Annotated in this window: 15 protein-coding genes and 1 pseudogene; 9 read left to right on the plus strand and 7 right to left on the minus strand. The window is 60.4% G+C overall.

The genetic code is table 11. The features are described 5' to 3' along the window. Positions 1-4 precede the first annotated feature (4 nt). The 3 genes from EI171_RS21595 to EI171_RS21605 all read left to right on the plus strand — a co-directional run bounded on the left by EI171_RS21595 (position 5) and on the right by EI171_RS21605 (position 2,021). On the plus strand, positions 5-601 hold the full coding sequence (locus EI171_RS21595) for a hypothetical protein (protein ID WP_161534633.1): 597 nt from the start codon (positions 5-7) through the stop codon (positions 599-601). After that, a complete protein-coding gene (locus tag EI171_RS21600) occupies positions 601-1,263 on the plus strand; it encodes an SOS response-associated peptidase (RefSeq protein WP_161534634.1) in 663 nt (220 codons plus the stop codon). Before EI171_RS21595 ends, EI171_RS21600 begins: the two co-directional genes overlap by 1 nt. A 347-nt stretch (positions 1,264-1,610) precedes the next feature. After that, positions 1,611-2,021 (plus strand): hypothetical protein, encoded by a 411-nt coding sequence (locus EI171_RS21605; protein WP_202633249.1) that lies wholly within the window; start codon positions 1,611-1,613, stop codon positions 2,019-2,021. Here EI171_RS21605 and EI171_RS21610 read toward each other — a convergent pair. Continuing rightward, positions 1,925-2,206 (minus strand): LexA family transcriptional regulator, encoded by a 282-nt coding sequence (locus EI171_RS21610; protein WP_126262178.1) that lies wholly within the window; start codon positions 2,204-2,206, stop codon positions 1,925-1,927. The genes EI171_RS21605 and EI171_RS21610 overlap by 97 nt on opposite strands. Positions 2,207-2,244: 38 nt before the next feature. Here EI171_RS21610 and EI171_RS21615 point away from each other — a divergent pair. Then, positions 2,245-3,365 (plus strand): IS630 family transposase gene (locus EI171_RS21615; protein WP_246740596.1). Its coding sequence is split into 2 segments (ribosomal slippage): positions 2,245-2,803 and positions 2,803-3,365, totalling 1,122 coding nucleotides; the frame shifts between segments, so codons are not numbered across the junction. A gap of 31 nt (positions 3,366-3,396) precedes the next feature. Beyond that, the gene (locus tag EI171_RS21620) at positions 3,397-5,514 is read left to right on the plus strand and encodes a class I SAM-dependent DNA methyltransferase (RefSeq protein ID WP_161534635.1); all 2,118 of its coding nucleotides are present in this window, start codon (positions 3,397-3,399) and stop codon (positions 5,512-5,514) included. A gap of 149 nt (positions 5,515-5,663) precedes the next feature. Here EI171_RS21620 and EI171_RS21625 read toward each other — a convergent pair whose 3' ends face one another. Next, positions 5,664-6,884 (minus strand): IS701 family transposase, encoded by a 1,221-nt coding sequence (locus EI171_RS21625; RefSeq protein ID WP_097669484.1) that lies wholly within the window; start codon positions 6,882-6,884, stop codon positions 5,664-5,666. A 276-nt stretch (positions 6,885-7,160) separates the two neighbouring features. On the opposite strand from EI171_RS21625, the gene EI171_RS21630 reads away from it, so the two are divergent. Beyond that, on the plus strand, positions 7,161-7,376 hold the full coding sequence (locus tag EI171_RS21630) for a hypothetical protein (protein ID WP_161534636.1): 216 nt from the start codon (positions 7,161-7,163) through the stop codon (positions 7,374-7,376). Positions 7,377-7,892: 516 nt separating this feature from the next. Here the strand turns inward: EI171_RS21630 and EI171_RS21635 are convergent. Both EI171_RS21635 and EI171_RS21640 read right to left on the minus strand, forming a co-directional pair. After that, positions 7,893-8,636, minus strand: a complete 744-nt coding sequence (locus tag EI171_RS21635; RefSeq protein WP_161534637.1) for a hypothetical protein — start codon at positions 8,634-8,636, stop codon at positions 7,893-7,895. Then, positions 8,636-9,253 carry a hypothetical protein gene (locus tag EI171_RS21640; protein WP_161534638.1) on the minus strand — a complete coding sequence of 206 codons (618 nt, stop codon included), beginning with the start codon at positions 9,251-9,253 and terminating at the stop codon, positions 8,636-8,638. The genes EI171_RS21635 and EI171_RS21640 overlap by 1 nt, the downstream gene beginning before the upstream one ends. A gap of 567 nt (positions 9,254-9,820) precedes the next feature. Between EI171_RS21640 and EI171_RS21645 the strand changes: the two are divergent. Beyond that, positions 9,821-9,934: pseudogene (locus EI171_RS21645) on the plus strand (isochorismatase family protein); the annotation flags it as partial. Between the two features lie 29 nt (positions 9,935-9,963). On the opposite strand, the gene EI171_RS21650 reads toward EI171_RS21645, so the two are convergent. Further along, complete coding sequence (locus tag EI171_RS21650) at positions 9,964-10,221, minus strand: hypothetical protein (protein ID WP_063194972.1); 258 nt, start codon at positions 10,219-10,221, stop codon at positions 9,964-9,966. 293 nt (positions 10,222-10,514) lie between these two features. On the opposite strand from EI171_RS21650, the gene EI171_RS21655 reads away from it, so the two are divergent. Next, positions 10,515-10,889, plus strand: a complete 375-nt coding sequence (locus EI171_RS21655; protein ID WP_011088010.1) for a hypothetical protein — start codon at positions 10,515-10,517, stop codon at positions 10,887-10,889. 3 nt (positions 10,890-10,892) lie between these two features. Here the strand turns inward: EI171_RS21655 and EI171_RS21660 are convergent, their stop codons facing one another. Beyond that, the gene (locus tag EI171_RS21660; protein ID WP_161534639.1) at positions 10,893-12,203 is read right to left on the minus strand and encodes a polysaccharide deacetylase family protein; all 1,311 of its coding nucleotides are present in this window, start codon (positions 12,201-12,203) and stop codon (positions 10,893-10,895) included. 179 nt (positions 12,204-12,382) lie between these two features. Next, positions 12,383-13,189 carry a polysaccharide deacetylase family protein gene (locus tag EI171_RS21665; protein ID WP_371740524.1) on the minus strand — a complete coding sequence of 269 codons (807 nt, stop codon included), beginning with the start codon at positions 13,187-13,189 and terminating at the stop codon, positions 12,383-12,385. A 77-nt stretch (positions 13,190-13,266) separates the two neighbouring features. On the opposite strand from EI171_RS21665, the gene mgtE reads away from it, so the two are divergent. Next, positions 13,267-14,688, plus strand: a complete 1,422-nt coding sequence (mgtE, locus tag EI171_RS21670; protein WP_028171479.1) for a magnesium transporter — start codon at positions 13,267-13,269, stop codon at positions 14,686-14,688. Positions 14,689-14,711: the final 23 nt, after the last annotated feature.

The raw sequence follows: 14,711 nt of genomic DNA on the forward strand, positions 1-14,711 counted from the left end.
GTAAATGGAACGTTGGGACAAACTAAATTTTGCATTCGAGTATCTTCTTCAATTCATAAGTCTGAAGCCCGCCGAAGAACGCTATCAAATCAATTCAGTGGAATTGGCCCTTGTCAGCAATTTCAAGGGCGGCAACAATTCGGTTGTCGAGCCCCTGCATAGCCTTGGCGATAAATTATTGCGGTATAGTTGTCAGCTCTCGCGGTTGGCTAAGCTGATCGCCGGTCGTGATCTCCGGCAAATCCAAGCCATCGATAGCCTGGGAGCCGAGGCAGGTGAGTTTTTGGCGTTGAGCGCGCGCGCAAATTCCAAGATTGCTGGCTTTGGTCCATCGTACGCGTCCGCACTTCTGGCAGCCTACTTTCCTCAAACGTTACCAATCGTAGACCGTCAAGTTCTGAGGGGCGCGGATATTGGTCATGATGTCGATGAAAGCGGTCAGGTGGTCAGTATCGCAAACTATTATCCCATGCTGCTGAGAAGGTTCCGAGATGAACTTGAGGTCAGGCCGCGCGTGTCCGTGCGAGAGCTGGATCGGGAATGGTTTATTCGAGGTAGTAAAATCAACAGGGCACGTCGGGCCGAGAACCGTTCTCAATAATGTGCAATCTCTATTCGATCACCACCAACCAAGCCGCCATCCTCGCGCTCTTCCGCGTGGTCAATCGCTACGTCGGCAACCTACAGCCAATGCCCGGCGTCTTCCCCGACTATCCCGCGCCCGTGATCTGCAACACGGATGCCGGGACGGAGATGGTGTTGATGCGCTGGGGCATGCCGCCGCCGCCGCGCGTTGGCGGTCCACCTGTCACCAACATCCGCAACACGTCATCGCCGCACTGGCGCGGCTGGCTGAAGCCCGAGAACCGCTGTCTGGTGCCGTTCAACAGCTTTGCCGAATACGCGCCGGAGCCGAACCCAGAAACGAAGAAGAAAGACGTTGTCTGGTTCGCGCTCAACGATGACCGGCCGCTTGTGGCGTTCGCGGGCATCTGGACTGAGTTCAAGGGTGACCGGGGCACTAAGTCGAAGCCGATCCCGGGGCCGCACCTCGTCTATGGCTTCCTGACGACTACACCGAATGCAGTCGTCGCGCCGATCCACCCCAAGGCCATGCCCGTGATCCTGACCACCGATGAGGAGCGCGATGTATGGATGCGAGCGCCGTGGGATGAGGTGAAGGCGCTGCAAAGGCCATTGCCGGATACCGTTCTGACAATCGTCGCGCGCGGTGCCGACAAAGAAGATAAGGCAGCGGCGTGATCCCACGAAACAAGGAATATAAGCATGGCAGAGGGATACATAATAATTTTTGAGGGCAACGGTCCGCTGTTTGAAGAACGTCATCCGAGCGCCGTGGTTCACAAAACCTACGATGACGCCGACGCCGCGTGGAGACGCGGAGGTCAGGTGGGCAAGCCGCTAAAGATCATCCGAATTGACTGGGACGATACCGGAGCCCAAAAGCCATGGCCGCCTTGAACATTTGACCGGCTCTATGCAGCTCCGCTGTGGGGGAACCGTTTGGAGGGGTTGACCTAGGTGGCCCTGTCCGTGTTGATGCAACCAATACGATATGTGCTGTCGGGTTCGCCCGGGGGGCCAGCCAATTGACGCCTGATGAATTCATCCGAAAGTGGAAGACCGCCGAACTGAAAGAGCGGGCCGCGGCCCAATCCCATTTCATCGATCTTTGCCGAATGCTGGACGAGCCAGCGCCGACGGACGTCGATCCGAAAGGCGAGTGGTATGCCTTCGAGCGCGGCGCAACCAAAACGACGGGCGGCGAGGGTTGGGCCGACGTCTGGAAGCGCGATCATTTCGGCTGGGAGTACAAGGGCAAGCGGAAGGACCTCAAGGCGGCCTTTGCGCAACTGCAACAATATGCCCTAGCGCTTGAAAACCCACCGCTACTAGTGGTTCATCACAGTGATTTTGACGTTTTGATACCGAGCCATTCGAGGATCGGCAAGCTTTCCGGTGGCACGAGGATTTCGATGCTTCTGGGGACGCCGGGTTGACGTCGGATGAAGCCGTTTCGTTCGAGGGTGACGATCATCTGATGGACCGAAGGCGGGCTGACGCGGAAGTGGCGCTGGATGTCGGCTTCGGCGGGGGGACGTCCGAACATATGGGCGTAGGTATGGATGAAGGCCAGGTAATAACCCTGCTTCTCGGTGAAGCGCGCGCCTGATTTTTGACTCATCGTTGGATTCGTCCCGGCCTCCGACAAGGAGGCAAAGCATGAATGTACGTTATCGGGTCGAATTGAGCCAAGCCGAGCGCGACGAACTGACGGCGATGCTCGGCGGCGGCAAGCACGCCGCCCGCAAGCTTAAGCGGGCGCAGATTTTGCTGGCGGCCGATGGAGGCTGCCGCGACGAGGAGATTGCCCGGACCGTGAGTGTCAGCCTCTCCACCGTCGGCCGGACCAGGCGCCGCTTCGTGGAAGGCAATATGGAGCGGGCCCTGAGCGAGGAGCCGCGTCCGGGCGCTGAGCGCAAGCTGACCGGCAAGGAGGAAGCCCTGCTGGTGGCGACCGCATGCGCCAAGCCGCCCGCTGGCTGCAAACGCTGGACGCTGACGCTGCTGGCCGACACGATGGTCAAGCTCACCGATCACAACAGCCTGTCGGGCGAGACCGTGCGTCGCCGGCTGGCCGAGAACGACCTCAAGCCGTGGCGCAGGGACATGTGGTGCATTCCCCATGTCGACGGCGAATACGTTGCCCGCATGGAGGACGTGCTCGACCTCTACGCCGAGACGCAGAATCCCGCCCGGCCGCTGGTCTGCTTCGACGAGACCCCATCCAGCTGATCGGCGAGGTGCGCCAGCCGGTCCCGGCCCAACCGGGACAGCGCGAGCGCTACGATTACGAGTATCGCCGCAACGGCACCGCCAATCTCTTCGTCACCTTCGATCCACATCGGGGCTGGCGCAACGTCAAGGTCACCGACCGCCGCGCCGCCGTGGACTACGCCCACTGCATGCGTGATCTCGTCGACGTCCATTATCCCGACGCCGCCTGCATCCGTGTCGTGCAGGACAATTTGTCGATCCACAAGCCTGGGGCGCTGTATGAGGCCTTCGCGCCCGCCGAGGCCCGGCGCATCCTGCGCCGCCTCGAATTCCACTTCACCCCGAAGCACGCCAGTTGGCTCAATATGGTCGAGTGCGAGATCAGCGTGCTACAGCGTCAGTGTCTCGGCCGCCGCATCGACGATCCCAAAAGGCTCCGAAACGAGATCGCAGCATGGCAAAAGAGGCGGAATAAAACCCGAGCCCGCATCAAATGGATGTTCACAACAGAAAAAGCCCGCACCAAACTCGGCCGCGCCTATCCAGCCACCGCCAAAGAGTCATAATCACTGTGATGAACCACTAGTCGTCTGCGATATGGATCGGTTCGAAATCCATACCAACTGGACCAACAGCGTCTCGGCGGTTCACGAATTCGGCCTCGACGATCTGCGTGACCCCAACGTTCGGCAAAAGCTCAAGTCGGTGTTCTCTGATCCTGAGCAATTGAGGCCGGGCAAGACCCGCCAGACCCTCACCGAAGAGGCAGCCGCCGAATTTGCTAAACTCGCACAACGTTTGCGAGATCGCGGTCATGCCGCCGAAACGGTCGCGCATTTCATCAATCGGCTGGTCTTCTGCATGTTCGCGGAGGACGTCGATCTACTGCCAAATAAAATGTTTAAGAGGATGCTGGAGCACGCAGCCTCACGGCCCGAGGAATTTCAGGCGCTCGCAAGCGACCTTTTTAAGGCAATGCAGGCCGGGGGCCGGGTCGGCTTTGAGCAGGTCGCATGGTTCAATGGCGGCCTTTTTAATGACGACACGGCGCTGGCGCTGGATAAGGATGACATTGGCTTAGCGCTGGTCGCGGCGAATTTAGATTGGGCGGAAATCGATCCATCCATTCTCGGCACTCTGTTTGAGCGCGGTCTTGACCCGGACAAGCGGTCGCAGTTGGGCGCGCACTACACTGACCGCGAAAAAATTATGATGATCGTCGATCCGGTCGTAGTCCAGCCGTGGCTTGTGGAATGGGAGACCACGAAGAGTTCGATAGCCGCATTCGTTGAGAAGTCCCATTCGGCGAAATCGGCGAGCGCACGGACCAAGGCGCACGATCAGGCTGAGGCAACTTATCGGTCTTTCTTGAACAAGCTTCGTGCATTTAGCGTGCTGGATCCAGCGTGCGGCTCCGGTAATTTTCTCTATCTTGCGCTTTTGGCGTTGAAGGATATTGAGCATCGCATCAGCATCGAAGCTGAAGCCCTAGGATTGCACCGTGAATTCTCGCAGGTCGGCCCATCCTCGGTCAAAGGGATTGAGATCAATCCGTACGCCGCCGAGTTGGCGCGGGTATCTGTGTGGATTGGCGAAATCCAGTGGATGCGAAGGAATGGTTTCGGCGTGTCGGACCGACCGATCCTGAAGCCTCTCGATAATATCGAATGTCGCGATGCAGTCTTGAACGAAGAGGACGCAGAGGCCGTCTGGCCCACAGCGGACGCAGTGATCGGCAACCCTCCTTTTCTTGGAGATCGAAAGCTCGTTCCGGTTCTGGGGCTAAAATATGCTACGGCCTTGCGTAACGCTTACAAGAACAGGGTGCCTGGCGGCGCAGATTTGGTTTGCTATTGGATCGAGAAAGCACGAGCGCAAATCGCGAACGGCCGACTGGTGCGGGCGGGCTTGGTTGCCACGAACTCGATTAGGGGTGGTTTGAACCGCGTTGTAGTTGACCACATCGACAAAGAACTAGAGATATTCAACGCTTGGTCTGATGAGGCATGGGTCGTTGATGGAGCGGCCGTTCGCGTTTCGCTGCTATGCTTCACAAAATCTGGGGTGACGTCAGTCAAGAGTTTGGACGGGGAGGTAGTGGGTAAGATTAATGCCGACCTCTCCTCTGCGGCTACGGATGTAACGAAGACAGCAAAATTGGGAGAGAACGGTGCCGTCGCCTTTCAAGGCACGATAAGTTACGGGCCTTTTGAAATCAGAGGCGAGGAGGCGAGAGCTCTCCTACAGGAGCCTATAAATCCGAACGGGCGGACAAATGCCGACGTTATTCGACCTTGGACGAACGGACAGGACATCACCAGACGACCGCAGGACTATTGGATTATTTTCTTTCCAGACGGCATGACTGAGGAACAGGCCGCGCTCTACCAAGCGCCCTTTGAATTAGTAGAGAAGCGAGTAAAGCCTTACCGGGCAGGAAAGGCCAATCCCGAACTGAACAAACATTGGTGGCGATTGTGGCGGAGCCGTCCCGACTTGTTTAGTGCCCTGAAGGGAAAAAGCCGCCAGATCGTGACACCGAGGGTATCGAAGTTCAGGCTCTTCGTTTGGAGAGACCTCCACATCGTGCCTGACAGCGCCACCGTTTCCATCGCGAGGGATGATGATACGACGTTTGGCATATTACACAGTCGTTTCCACGAGGCGTGGTCGTTGAGATTGTGCACGTGGCTAGCATTACAGTTGCTTTTTTGATTTGAAGTGGGCGCGTTGAGCGGCAGCCTGGTGAGCTCTGCGCCAGAAAGACCATGCGATGATGTGTGCGGGTTGAATCCGCTTTCGAGCAAGTCTGATGGCAATGCGGCGTATTTCCTGGATTGACCAACGGATCAGTGGTGGGGTGGTTATGCTTTGGCTTTTGCCGGGGGGCGCCGTTTCGTTTTTTTGGGCGGTGGCGGATTAGCGCGATGTCGGATCGCGGCCATCATGGCGAAGGCGAGCATCACCAGGGACACATGACGGTGCCAGCCATGCCAGGACCTGCTTTCGTTGTGATCAAGCCCGAACTCGTTTTTCGCGGTTTCAAAGCTGTCCTCGATCGCCCATCGATGGCCTTCGACCGCGACCAGCGTTTCAATGGCTGTTCCCGCTGGGCACCAGGTGGTGAAGAAGGCGAGGTCATCATCGGCGATGCGACGACGGATCAGTAGACCGCGTGTCCACAAACCGTCATTTGCACTGTTGGACTGCTCGGCCTCGAGATCGGCCAATTCGAGATAACACCAATCGTGCAGCCGCGGCCCCTTGGTTCCGGCTCCCGCCGACAGGCGCTTCCAGTCGGATGAGCGCCGCGTCCGGGCGAGGTCTGCAGCCGTACCAGCGACCGGCGGTCGCTTGCCCCAGGATCGAAACACATGAGCGCTGCTGACCCCAAGCACGTAGCCTTTGCCTGCCCGACGTAGTTGCTGTTCGATGTTGCCAACACCGTAGACGGTATCACCGGCAATCCACTTGAATGGTATAGACGCGGCTATCGCGCGCGCGATCATTCTCGTCGCCAGCTTTGGTTTGGTCGCAAAGCCGACATCGGCAGGCACATATGTGGCTTCCAGACGATCTGGATCGTCGGTCCATTCCTTCGGAAGATACAACGCGCGATCGATGAACGCATGGCCATGACGCGAAACATAGGCAGCGAAGACGCCGATCTGGCAGTTCGTGATCTTCCCTGCCGAACCAGTGTATTGCCGCGCCACTCCGCATGACGCTTTGCCCTGTTTGAGAAAACCGGTCTCGTCGATCACCAGCACCGCATCGTCATCCGCCAAATGCTCGATGACATAGTCGTGCACGATATCGCGCAGGGCATCAGCGTCCCAGTCTCCACGACCCAGAATCGCCTGCTGCCGCCATGGGCCGGGATCGCCAGCCGCCTCCGCGCGCATCCAACCGGTCTTGCGCTGCTCATCTCCGAGCAGACCTTCCAGGAACAGGCCTGCATTCGTCGCAACACGCTCTTGCGTGAACAACGGACGTATCCGTTGCTTGATCTCTCGAAGCGACGCCGCCCACAACGCAAGCGTCTCCTCAACCGACGCGGCCCGCGCCCACGACATTCGAATCATGGTTGCCCATGGATTCAGAAGCCCGCAATAAAAGCAACTGTAATGCTAGGTGTGGGCAATGATCCTCGCTACACCCCCGGCACTACGTTTGAGACTTTTCCGTTTCCCGAGGGCTTATCGCCCGCGTTGCCTGCTGCCAATTACGAGAATGATCCGCGCGCCGCGAGAATTAGCGCGAGCGCTAGATGTCTAAACGAGCTGCGTGAAAATTGGCTAAATCCAGCCGACATGGTTCGCCGAGAACCAGAGGTCATTTCGGGCTTGCCAGATCGTCTGATGCCTATCGACGACAAAGCGGCAGCAATCCTCAAGAAGCGAACGCTGACCAATCTTTACAACGAGCGCCCCACCTGGTTGGCAAATGTTCATGCCGAAGTAGATGCTGCTGTCGCAGAAGCCTACGGCTGGCCAGCGGATATTTCGGAAGAGGATGCCCTTGCGCGGCTATTTGCGCTCAATCAGGAGCGAGCAGCACGAGACGACCTGATCTAAACGCACTGCGCTTATCAGGCGGGTAAGCGGCTCCGTAGCGGCGCTAAAGCATTCAATTCTTGCGATGCGCCTCAAGGAGTTCTGCTCATATCACTTGGTTCGAAAGATCGCCCGATCAGCGCCTTCGTCAATGCACGGCACATCGGGTAGCTCTTCGAACCGAGCCCTCTGAACTCTTCCACTCGTGCTAACTCCCGCAGTACAACGGGTAAGTCGAAGCCCCGCATAGCCAGATCAACAGCGGTCTCCAGCATTAGAACCACGCGCTGGCTGTCATCCATTTCCTTCCATTGCAGATATGATGCGCCGATAGGGTCTCCCCAGTTCCCGCCTCTCGTGTCAGGTCGGAATTCCCCCTTAGCCGCAACGCGCACCTCACCCGTCGTGTCATTCGTCCAAACGACAGCGTCCTGTGCTTTGATCATATTCCTAGCTGCCCCCTTAGCTGTTGTGATTGCTCGAAGCACTTATTGTGTCGTTGAGCTGAGAGCTGTCCGTTGCAGGACTTGGCAGACGTCACGCAGCCAAACGGTATTGATCGTCGGTCGCGTCCACAGGCAAGATGCGAGACGTTCTGCCGAGAACAAGCAATCTTGGCGTACGGTCTTTGCTAATAACGACGGAGACCCGGTGAGGAGCTGTGTCCCCCAAGTCGCGAACGTCGAGAAATTTGGTCACTGCGCTGTTTACGGAATTGGCATTGGGCGTAACGACTTGGAACAGCGTCAGGTGATCTTGTGCCTTCACAGCCGCGTCGAAGTCGTAACTTTCAGAAGAGGCACCTTTGAAGGAAACTGGTTCTCGTGAGAACGAAGTGCCGAAAACGATTTGTAAGCGATCCCAGAGAAATGCCCTGTGATCCGCATGCTCGGTTGTTGCCAAATGAAGAGCAGTGTTTTCGACTGCGGTCTTTGCGGCATTTGCGACTGCCATAACCGCCGGAACCAAGTGATCTTCAGGAACATCCAAGTCGAACATCATGTTGTGATCGAAGCGAATTCCGAAACGTTTCGCCACTTCGACCGCGATGCGCTGAAACGCTTTCTCGCCGCCGAGAAGACCGGCCTCGCGCCGAGCGCTCCCCGTATCGGAGACCAGAAACCCACTTCGCAGGCGGGATATTTCGACTCCGACCATAGCGCCGCCGGGATACAAAAGGGGAAGCGTAAGGCGCACGGCTTGGTCGCGTGCCGTCACACGGACGAGCGCGCGGGCCACTTCGTTGGCGGTTCTTTCAATCGAAAGCGCAGCGACTGCCATCACACCAATGCCTGCCAACTTTCAGGACCGGAAAATTCATCCAGACCATCTATGTTGAACTCGGTTCCCACAGAGCGCAGAAATTCTCTGAAACTTTGTAAATTATTAGGGAAGGGCGCTGCGACAGGCAAGTTCCCTTCTGGGCCTGATCCGAATGCCTCGGGTCCATATCTGACATTATCGTCTAATCGATGAATATGACAGCCGGGGACTTCGTGCGGAAACGCTTTAAGCCCGGGCCTCTGAAGCACCTTGTAACTGTTTTGGTGCGGGTCGGAAGGCCAAGCATCAATTCTGGATATGGTTACGAAAGAGCGACCTCCAGCGACCTCCAAGGTTGCCGTTACATCTTCGCGGCGTCGATAAGCCCACGCCTTGAGCCTTAGCCGTACACCCTCCAAACCGGTTCCAGTCTCATCCCCTAGCTGGAAAATGACCTGCGTAATCTCGGTCGAAACAGTATGTACGTCCGCGCGCGAAGTGCGGACATCCTTGCCGCTGGGCAAGGCTGCGACCTTCGACCATTCAGGCCACCCAAGTAGGGTCTTTTTACGCTGGACTATCTCCCGCCATGCCGTCGGCACGGTTGGGATCACCGTTGGCTTACTCTTGGACATTCCCGGCCCCGCGGGGCCGATTGTCTACAACTTCAGCTTTACTGCAAGGAGGTACGCGCCTTTTGAGGGGACAAACGAACGGCCCGCCCCCCTTTGCAACCCACCGGGAGCGCTAAACGCTCCCTTGACCTCGGAAAGGCACCTCTAAGAACTAGTCACCGGATTATCTTATTGAAATTCCACCAAAAATCGTCGCCCTCCGAGCGCACCACAAGGCCGAATTTGGCTTTGAAATCCCTGAAGTTTTTCTGATGTAGACCCGGGACTGGCATCACGCCGGTCCTCTTCCGCGCGCCGCTTGCGTCGGTCGGAGCCGTCGCGTGACCGGTCCGATCGAACGGGGCGATCTTCCCCATCATTCCGCTGGCGCCGTCAATCGATCCCGCGATTCGCCGGCGTGATGGAGCGCGCTGATGGCGCGGGGCTTCGCCCACCGCGGGTGACCACGGAACGACGGCTGTCGGACGCGCATGACAGCCGATGTACTCGCCGCGTGCCGTCGCGCGGCCATGCGTTTGAAGGTGGAGGACGACGAGGGACAGCGCGTCGGAAGTTGCCGACATCCGGGCGGAGACGGACGTCTGCGTCTTGTCGACGGTCCTGAGCGCAGTTGACCTCGGCTTCAGCGTTGTCATCGTCGAGGACGCGCTGTGCAGCTCGTCCGATGTCGGGCACGATGCGGGCGGGAGTAGGGTGATGATCCGCCCCCCTCAGCCATATTCCTCGCCGATGCCGTATTCGCGGTAGATCTCCAGCGGGTCGAGATCGGGAAACAGGCGGCATTTGGCCTGGGCGAGGTGCAGGCTCACCGCCGCCGGCTCCTTGCCGTTCGCAAGCATCTTGCGGATGTCGTCCATATGCGCGTTCGGCTGGTGCTTTGGCTCAAGCTGCTCCAGCGCGACCAGCGCCGTCGCGAGAGCTTCGGTCAGAACCCAGTCGTCGTGGCCCGTGATTCCCTTCTTCGGCATCGGCAGACCCCACATATGGCGGCGAGTCCCAGTCTATCGCGACTTCCGCCAGATCGCCATTAAGCGTTGCGGACACCCGTGTGCGGAACGGGCCGGCCGTCGTGGCCCGGCTTGCATTATGGCCGCGCGTGGCTAAAAGGCGGCGAGTTGAGGGCGATGGTATCTTTGTTGAAACGAAGTTGGCGTAGACGGGCCCGCGCGGCATTCGGGCCGGCCGTTCCGGCCTGTGTCCCATAATCGCTGAACGCGCAGCACGATCCGGTTGCGCGCATCTTCTCTGGGCTGGAGCCAGCATGGTCTTTCTAAGCTTCGTCTACCGCTTCGTGACCAATTTCGCGTTCATGGCGATGGTCTATTTCAGCCTCAACTTCCTGGAGAAATATCAAAACCGGGCGATCGTCGCGATCCTGGTGCTGGTCTACACCGGCATGCGCGCGGCCTCGACGCTGCGTGCGTTCTACTTCTTCCAGAAGATCGAGAAGCTGGAAGCCGAGACCAAGCGCCTTCAGGCCCCGATCAACGATGGCGCCGGCGGAACCTCGACGCGTAAGCAGATCGTGACCGACGTAGCGCGGCTGCGCCGCGACGGCGAGCTCAAGTCCTATATGGACCTGTTCTTCCTGGCGCTGATCGTGCTGCTCTGCGTCGCCAACATCATGCGGCAGTAGAGCTTACTGCGCGCGCTTCTTCAGGCTGGCCACGCGGGTTGGATGCGGCGCGGCGTTCTGCGCAGTGCTCTTTGGAGCAGCGTTCTTGGGGGCAGCGCTCCTGGGGGCCGTGCCCTTGGCCTGCGCGGCATGCTTCGGTGCGCCGTGCGCCGCGTGGGCGGTGCGGCGCGCCTGCGACTTGGCAGCCTTGCTCGTGGCTGCACGGGGCGTCTCGGCCGCCATCGCCAGCCGTGTCGCAGCCCGCCGCGACAGCGTCGTGGACAGCAAGACCTCGATCGAGCCCTCGGGAATCGCGAAGAGATCGCGGTCGGGCACGGGCAGGGTGGCGGCGACGTTCGCCTGCGCCATGGTCCGGCGCGGCAGCAGCGGCTGATGCCCGGTCTGCGCATTGAGATCGGCAAGCGAGGGCGCCGGAAGCGTCTGGGTCTGCGTGAACACGAAGTTCGGCACGGCCGGCCAGCGCGCGATCGGCACGGTCTCGGTCGGCGGATGCAGCAGCCATTCCACCGGCGTGGTCGGCGTCGCCGGGCGGTCCGCGGTTGCGGGCACCACATGCACGATGCGATAGCCGCGCGCCTTGAGATCGCGGATGATCTTGGGCAGCGCCGCCACCGTGCGGGCCTGGATGTCGTGCAGCAGCAGGATGCCCTTGCCCTTGGCCTCCAGCCGCTGGATCGCGAGCTGGTAGACGCGGTCGGACGACACGTGCCGCCAGTCGTCGGCGGGGAAATCGGCGCTCCAGACCTGGATGCCGCGCGAGATCAGATAGTTCTCGACGCCCTCGGCGCGCATCAGGCCGGGAATGCGGAAGAACGGTGCGAGCTTGGACGGATCGGTCATCGCGGCCGAGGTCCATTCGATGCCGCCGTTGATCTCGGGCTCGAATTTTTCGATTCCCATCCGGTCGAACGTCAGCGGATGGTTCATGCTGTGCGTGCCGACGGTGTGGCCCGCCGCGACAAGCTTGCGCACCCCTTCCGGGTTCGCCTTGGCCTGGCCGCCGATGATGAAGAAGGTCGCCTTGATGCACTCGTCGGCGAGGATCTGGAGCACCTGGTTGGAATATTTCGGCAGCGGACCGTCGTCGAAGGTCAGGACGACCTCGTGGTCCTTCAGCGGCAGCGTTTCGCGGTACTGCATCGTGCCGATGCGCGGATGCTCGTGCGGATCGACCACGAGGGTGCGGGAGGTCCCGAGCGCGTCCGGGTGGCCGGGACAGTCGGCTGCAAGGGCCGCCGGTGTTCCAACGGTCAGCAAGCCCAAACAAAGGACGATCCACGATCGCGTCCGAACAACAACGCTACTTCCGATCATGAATCCCGTCTGCCCTCATACGCGATTGCCGCCATAGTAGGTCGGAGACATCAGGAATCGGTTCAGGCGCCAGAACCTTCCCCACGACGAGTCCGCCTCAATACTTGCACGGCGTAGCATGAACAGAGTGTTAATAGGCCCTAAATCACCCCATTTTGCGACGGCGTGACATTCCGGCATCAGCGCGTATCGGCATTCTTCTGCGCTGCGCCCGCCGGGACGACGTGAACCACCCGGTAGCCGTTCTCCCTCAGATACCGCAGGAAGGCCGGCATGATCGCGGCCGTGCGCGCCTTGGGATCGTGGAAGAGGATGATACCCTTGCCGGCCGCGGCGAGCCGCTCGGTGATGAGCTTCAGTTCCTGCTCCGGCGTCATCTCGTTCCAGTCGCTGGCCCAGAGGTCGGCGCCGAACACGACGATGCCGCGCGACTGGAGCAGGTCGAGTTCGGCTTGCGTCGCCTCGAAATAGGGGAAGCGGAAGAACGGCGTCGAGGGCGTCGTGGTTGAGGTCCCGTGCAGCGCCATCTCGTCGGCGGCGATGCCGCGGTCGATCTCGGCCTTGGCCTTGTCGAGCGGGATCCGCGCCATGAACGGGTGCGACCAGGTGTGATGGCCGATGGTGTGGCCCTCGCGCGCGATGCGCTTGACCATCTCGGGATGTTCGGAGGCGTGCAGGCCGATCAGGAAGAAGGTCGCGCGCGCGCATTCCTGCGCCAGCGCCGCCAACACCTTTGACGCCGTCGGCGGATACGGGCCGTCGTCGAAGGTCAGCACGACCTCGTGATCGGCGAGCGGCAGCGTCTGCGGAAAGCTCTTCAAGCCCACGCGCGGCGTGGTCCTGGCGTCGACGCTCAGAATGCGCGAGGTGCCGAGCGCATCCTTGCGCGGGCACTCGGCGGCTTCGGTCGAGGCGATGCCGGCGAGGGCCGCGAGCACCGCGCCCAGCGACATCGAGGTCCATTTCAGCCGAAGCATCTTTGCCATTGCGCCCGGAGTTGCCTTGTGGGTATTGCCTGAACCATCAGCTCAGACCACCAACCTGTCAAACGGCGAGGCGCACCATGGATGAACATATGGACGGTGCTCCATCCGCTGCGGCCTCGGTACTCGACCACGTGCCGATGCGCAATGAAGACGGCGAAATTCGTCATGAATTCGTCGAGGAGATTGCCCGTGCGATCGAGGCCGGCGACAGTGCCGCGCTGCGCGCCTGCGTTGCCGAGCTGCACGAGGCCGATCTCGGCGATCTCATCGGCGCGCTCGAGCCCGACGACCGCGTCCGCCTGGTCGAGCTCACAGGCCGCGACTTCGACTTTTCGGCGCTGAACGAAGTCGACGAGAGCGTCCGCGAGGAGATCCTCGATGAGTTGCCGCCGGAGACGGTCGCGGAAGGCGTCCGCGAGCTCGAATCCGACGACGCGGTCGAGCTGCTGGAGACCCTCGACGAGGCCGAGCAGGAGGAGATCCTCGAGAAGCTGCCCATGCGGGAGCGCGTCGCGCTCGAGCGCAGCCTGCTGTATCCGGAAAATTCCGCCGGCCGCCGGATGCAGACCGAGTTCATCGCCGTGCCCCAGGATTTCACCGTGGGGCAGGCGATCGACTACATGCGCGAGACGCCGGATCTGCCCGACCGCTTCTACGAGATCTATGTCGTCGACAAGGACCAGCACTGGCAGGGCGCGATCTCGCTCGACGTGCTGCTCCGCGCCCGCCGCCCGGTGGCGCTTGCCGAGCTGACCGACGAGAATCGCCGTCGCGTCTCCGTCCTGGAGGACCAGGAGGAGGTGGCGCGCATGTTCGGCAAGTACAATCTCGTCGCAGCTCCCGTGCTCGACACCCAGGATCGCCTGGTCGGCGTCATCACCGTGGACGACGTCGTCGACGTCATCGAGGAAGAGGCGGACGAAGACCTCAAGGCGCTCGGCGGCGTCACCAGCGACGAAGAGCTGTCGGACACCGTGTTCACCATTGCCCGGGCGCGGTTCAATTGGCTGCTGGTCAATCTCGCCACCGCCTTCCTGGCGTCCTCCGTGCTCGGCCTGTTCGAGGGCCAGCTGGAAAAGATGGTGGCGCTCGCGGTGCTCGCACCGATCGTGGCGAGCCAGGGCGGCAACGCCGCGACCCAGACCATGACGGTCGCGGTGAGGGCGCTCGCGACCCGCGAGCTCGGCTCCTCCAATGCTTGGCGCGTGGTGATGCGCGAAGGCCTGGTCGGCCTCGTCAACGGCCTGGCCTTCGCCGTGATCACGGGCATTGCCGCGGTGGCCTGGTTCAAGATCCCCGGCCTCGGCATCGTCATCGGGCTTGCGATCATCTGCAACCTCGTCGCCGGCGCGCTCGGCGGCATCCTGATCCCGATGGCGCTCGAACGTGTCCGGGCCGATCCGGCGGTGGCGTCAGGGACGTTCGTGACGACGGTGACCGATGTGGTCGGGTTCTTCTCCTTCCTCGGGATTGCGACCTTGTGGTTCGGGTTGAGGTAGTAGCTCTCGTCTCCGCTCCGTCA

Origin of the sequence: Bradyrhizobium sp. LCT2, assembly GCF_009931255.1 — a bacterium.
GTDB classification, from domain to species: Bacteria; Pseudomonadota; Alphaproteobacteria; order Rhizobiales; family Xanthobacteraceae; genus Bradyrhizobium; species Bradyrhizobium diazoefficiens.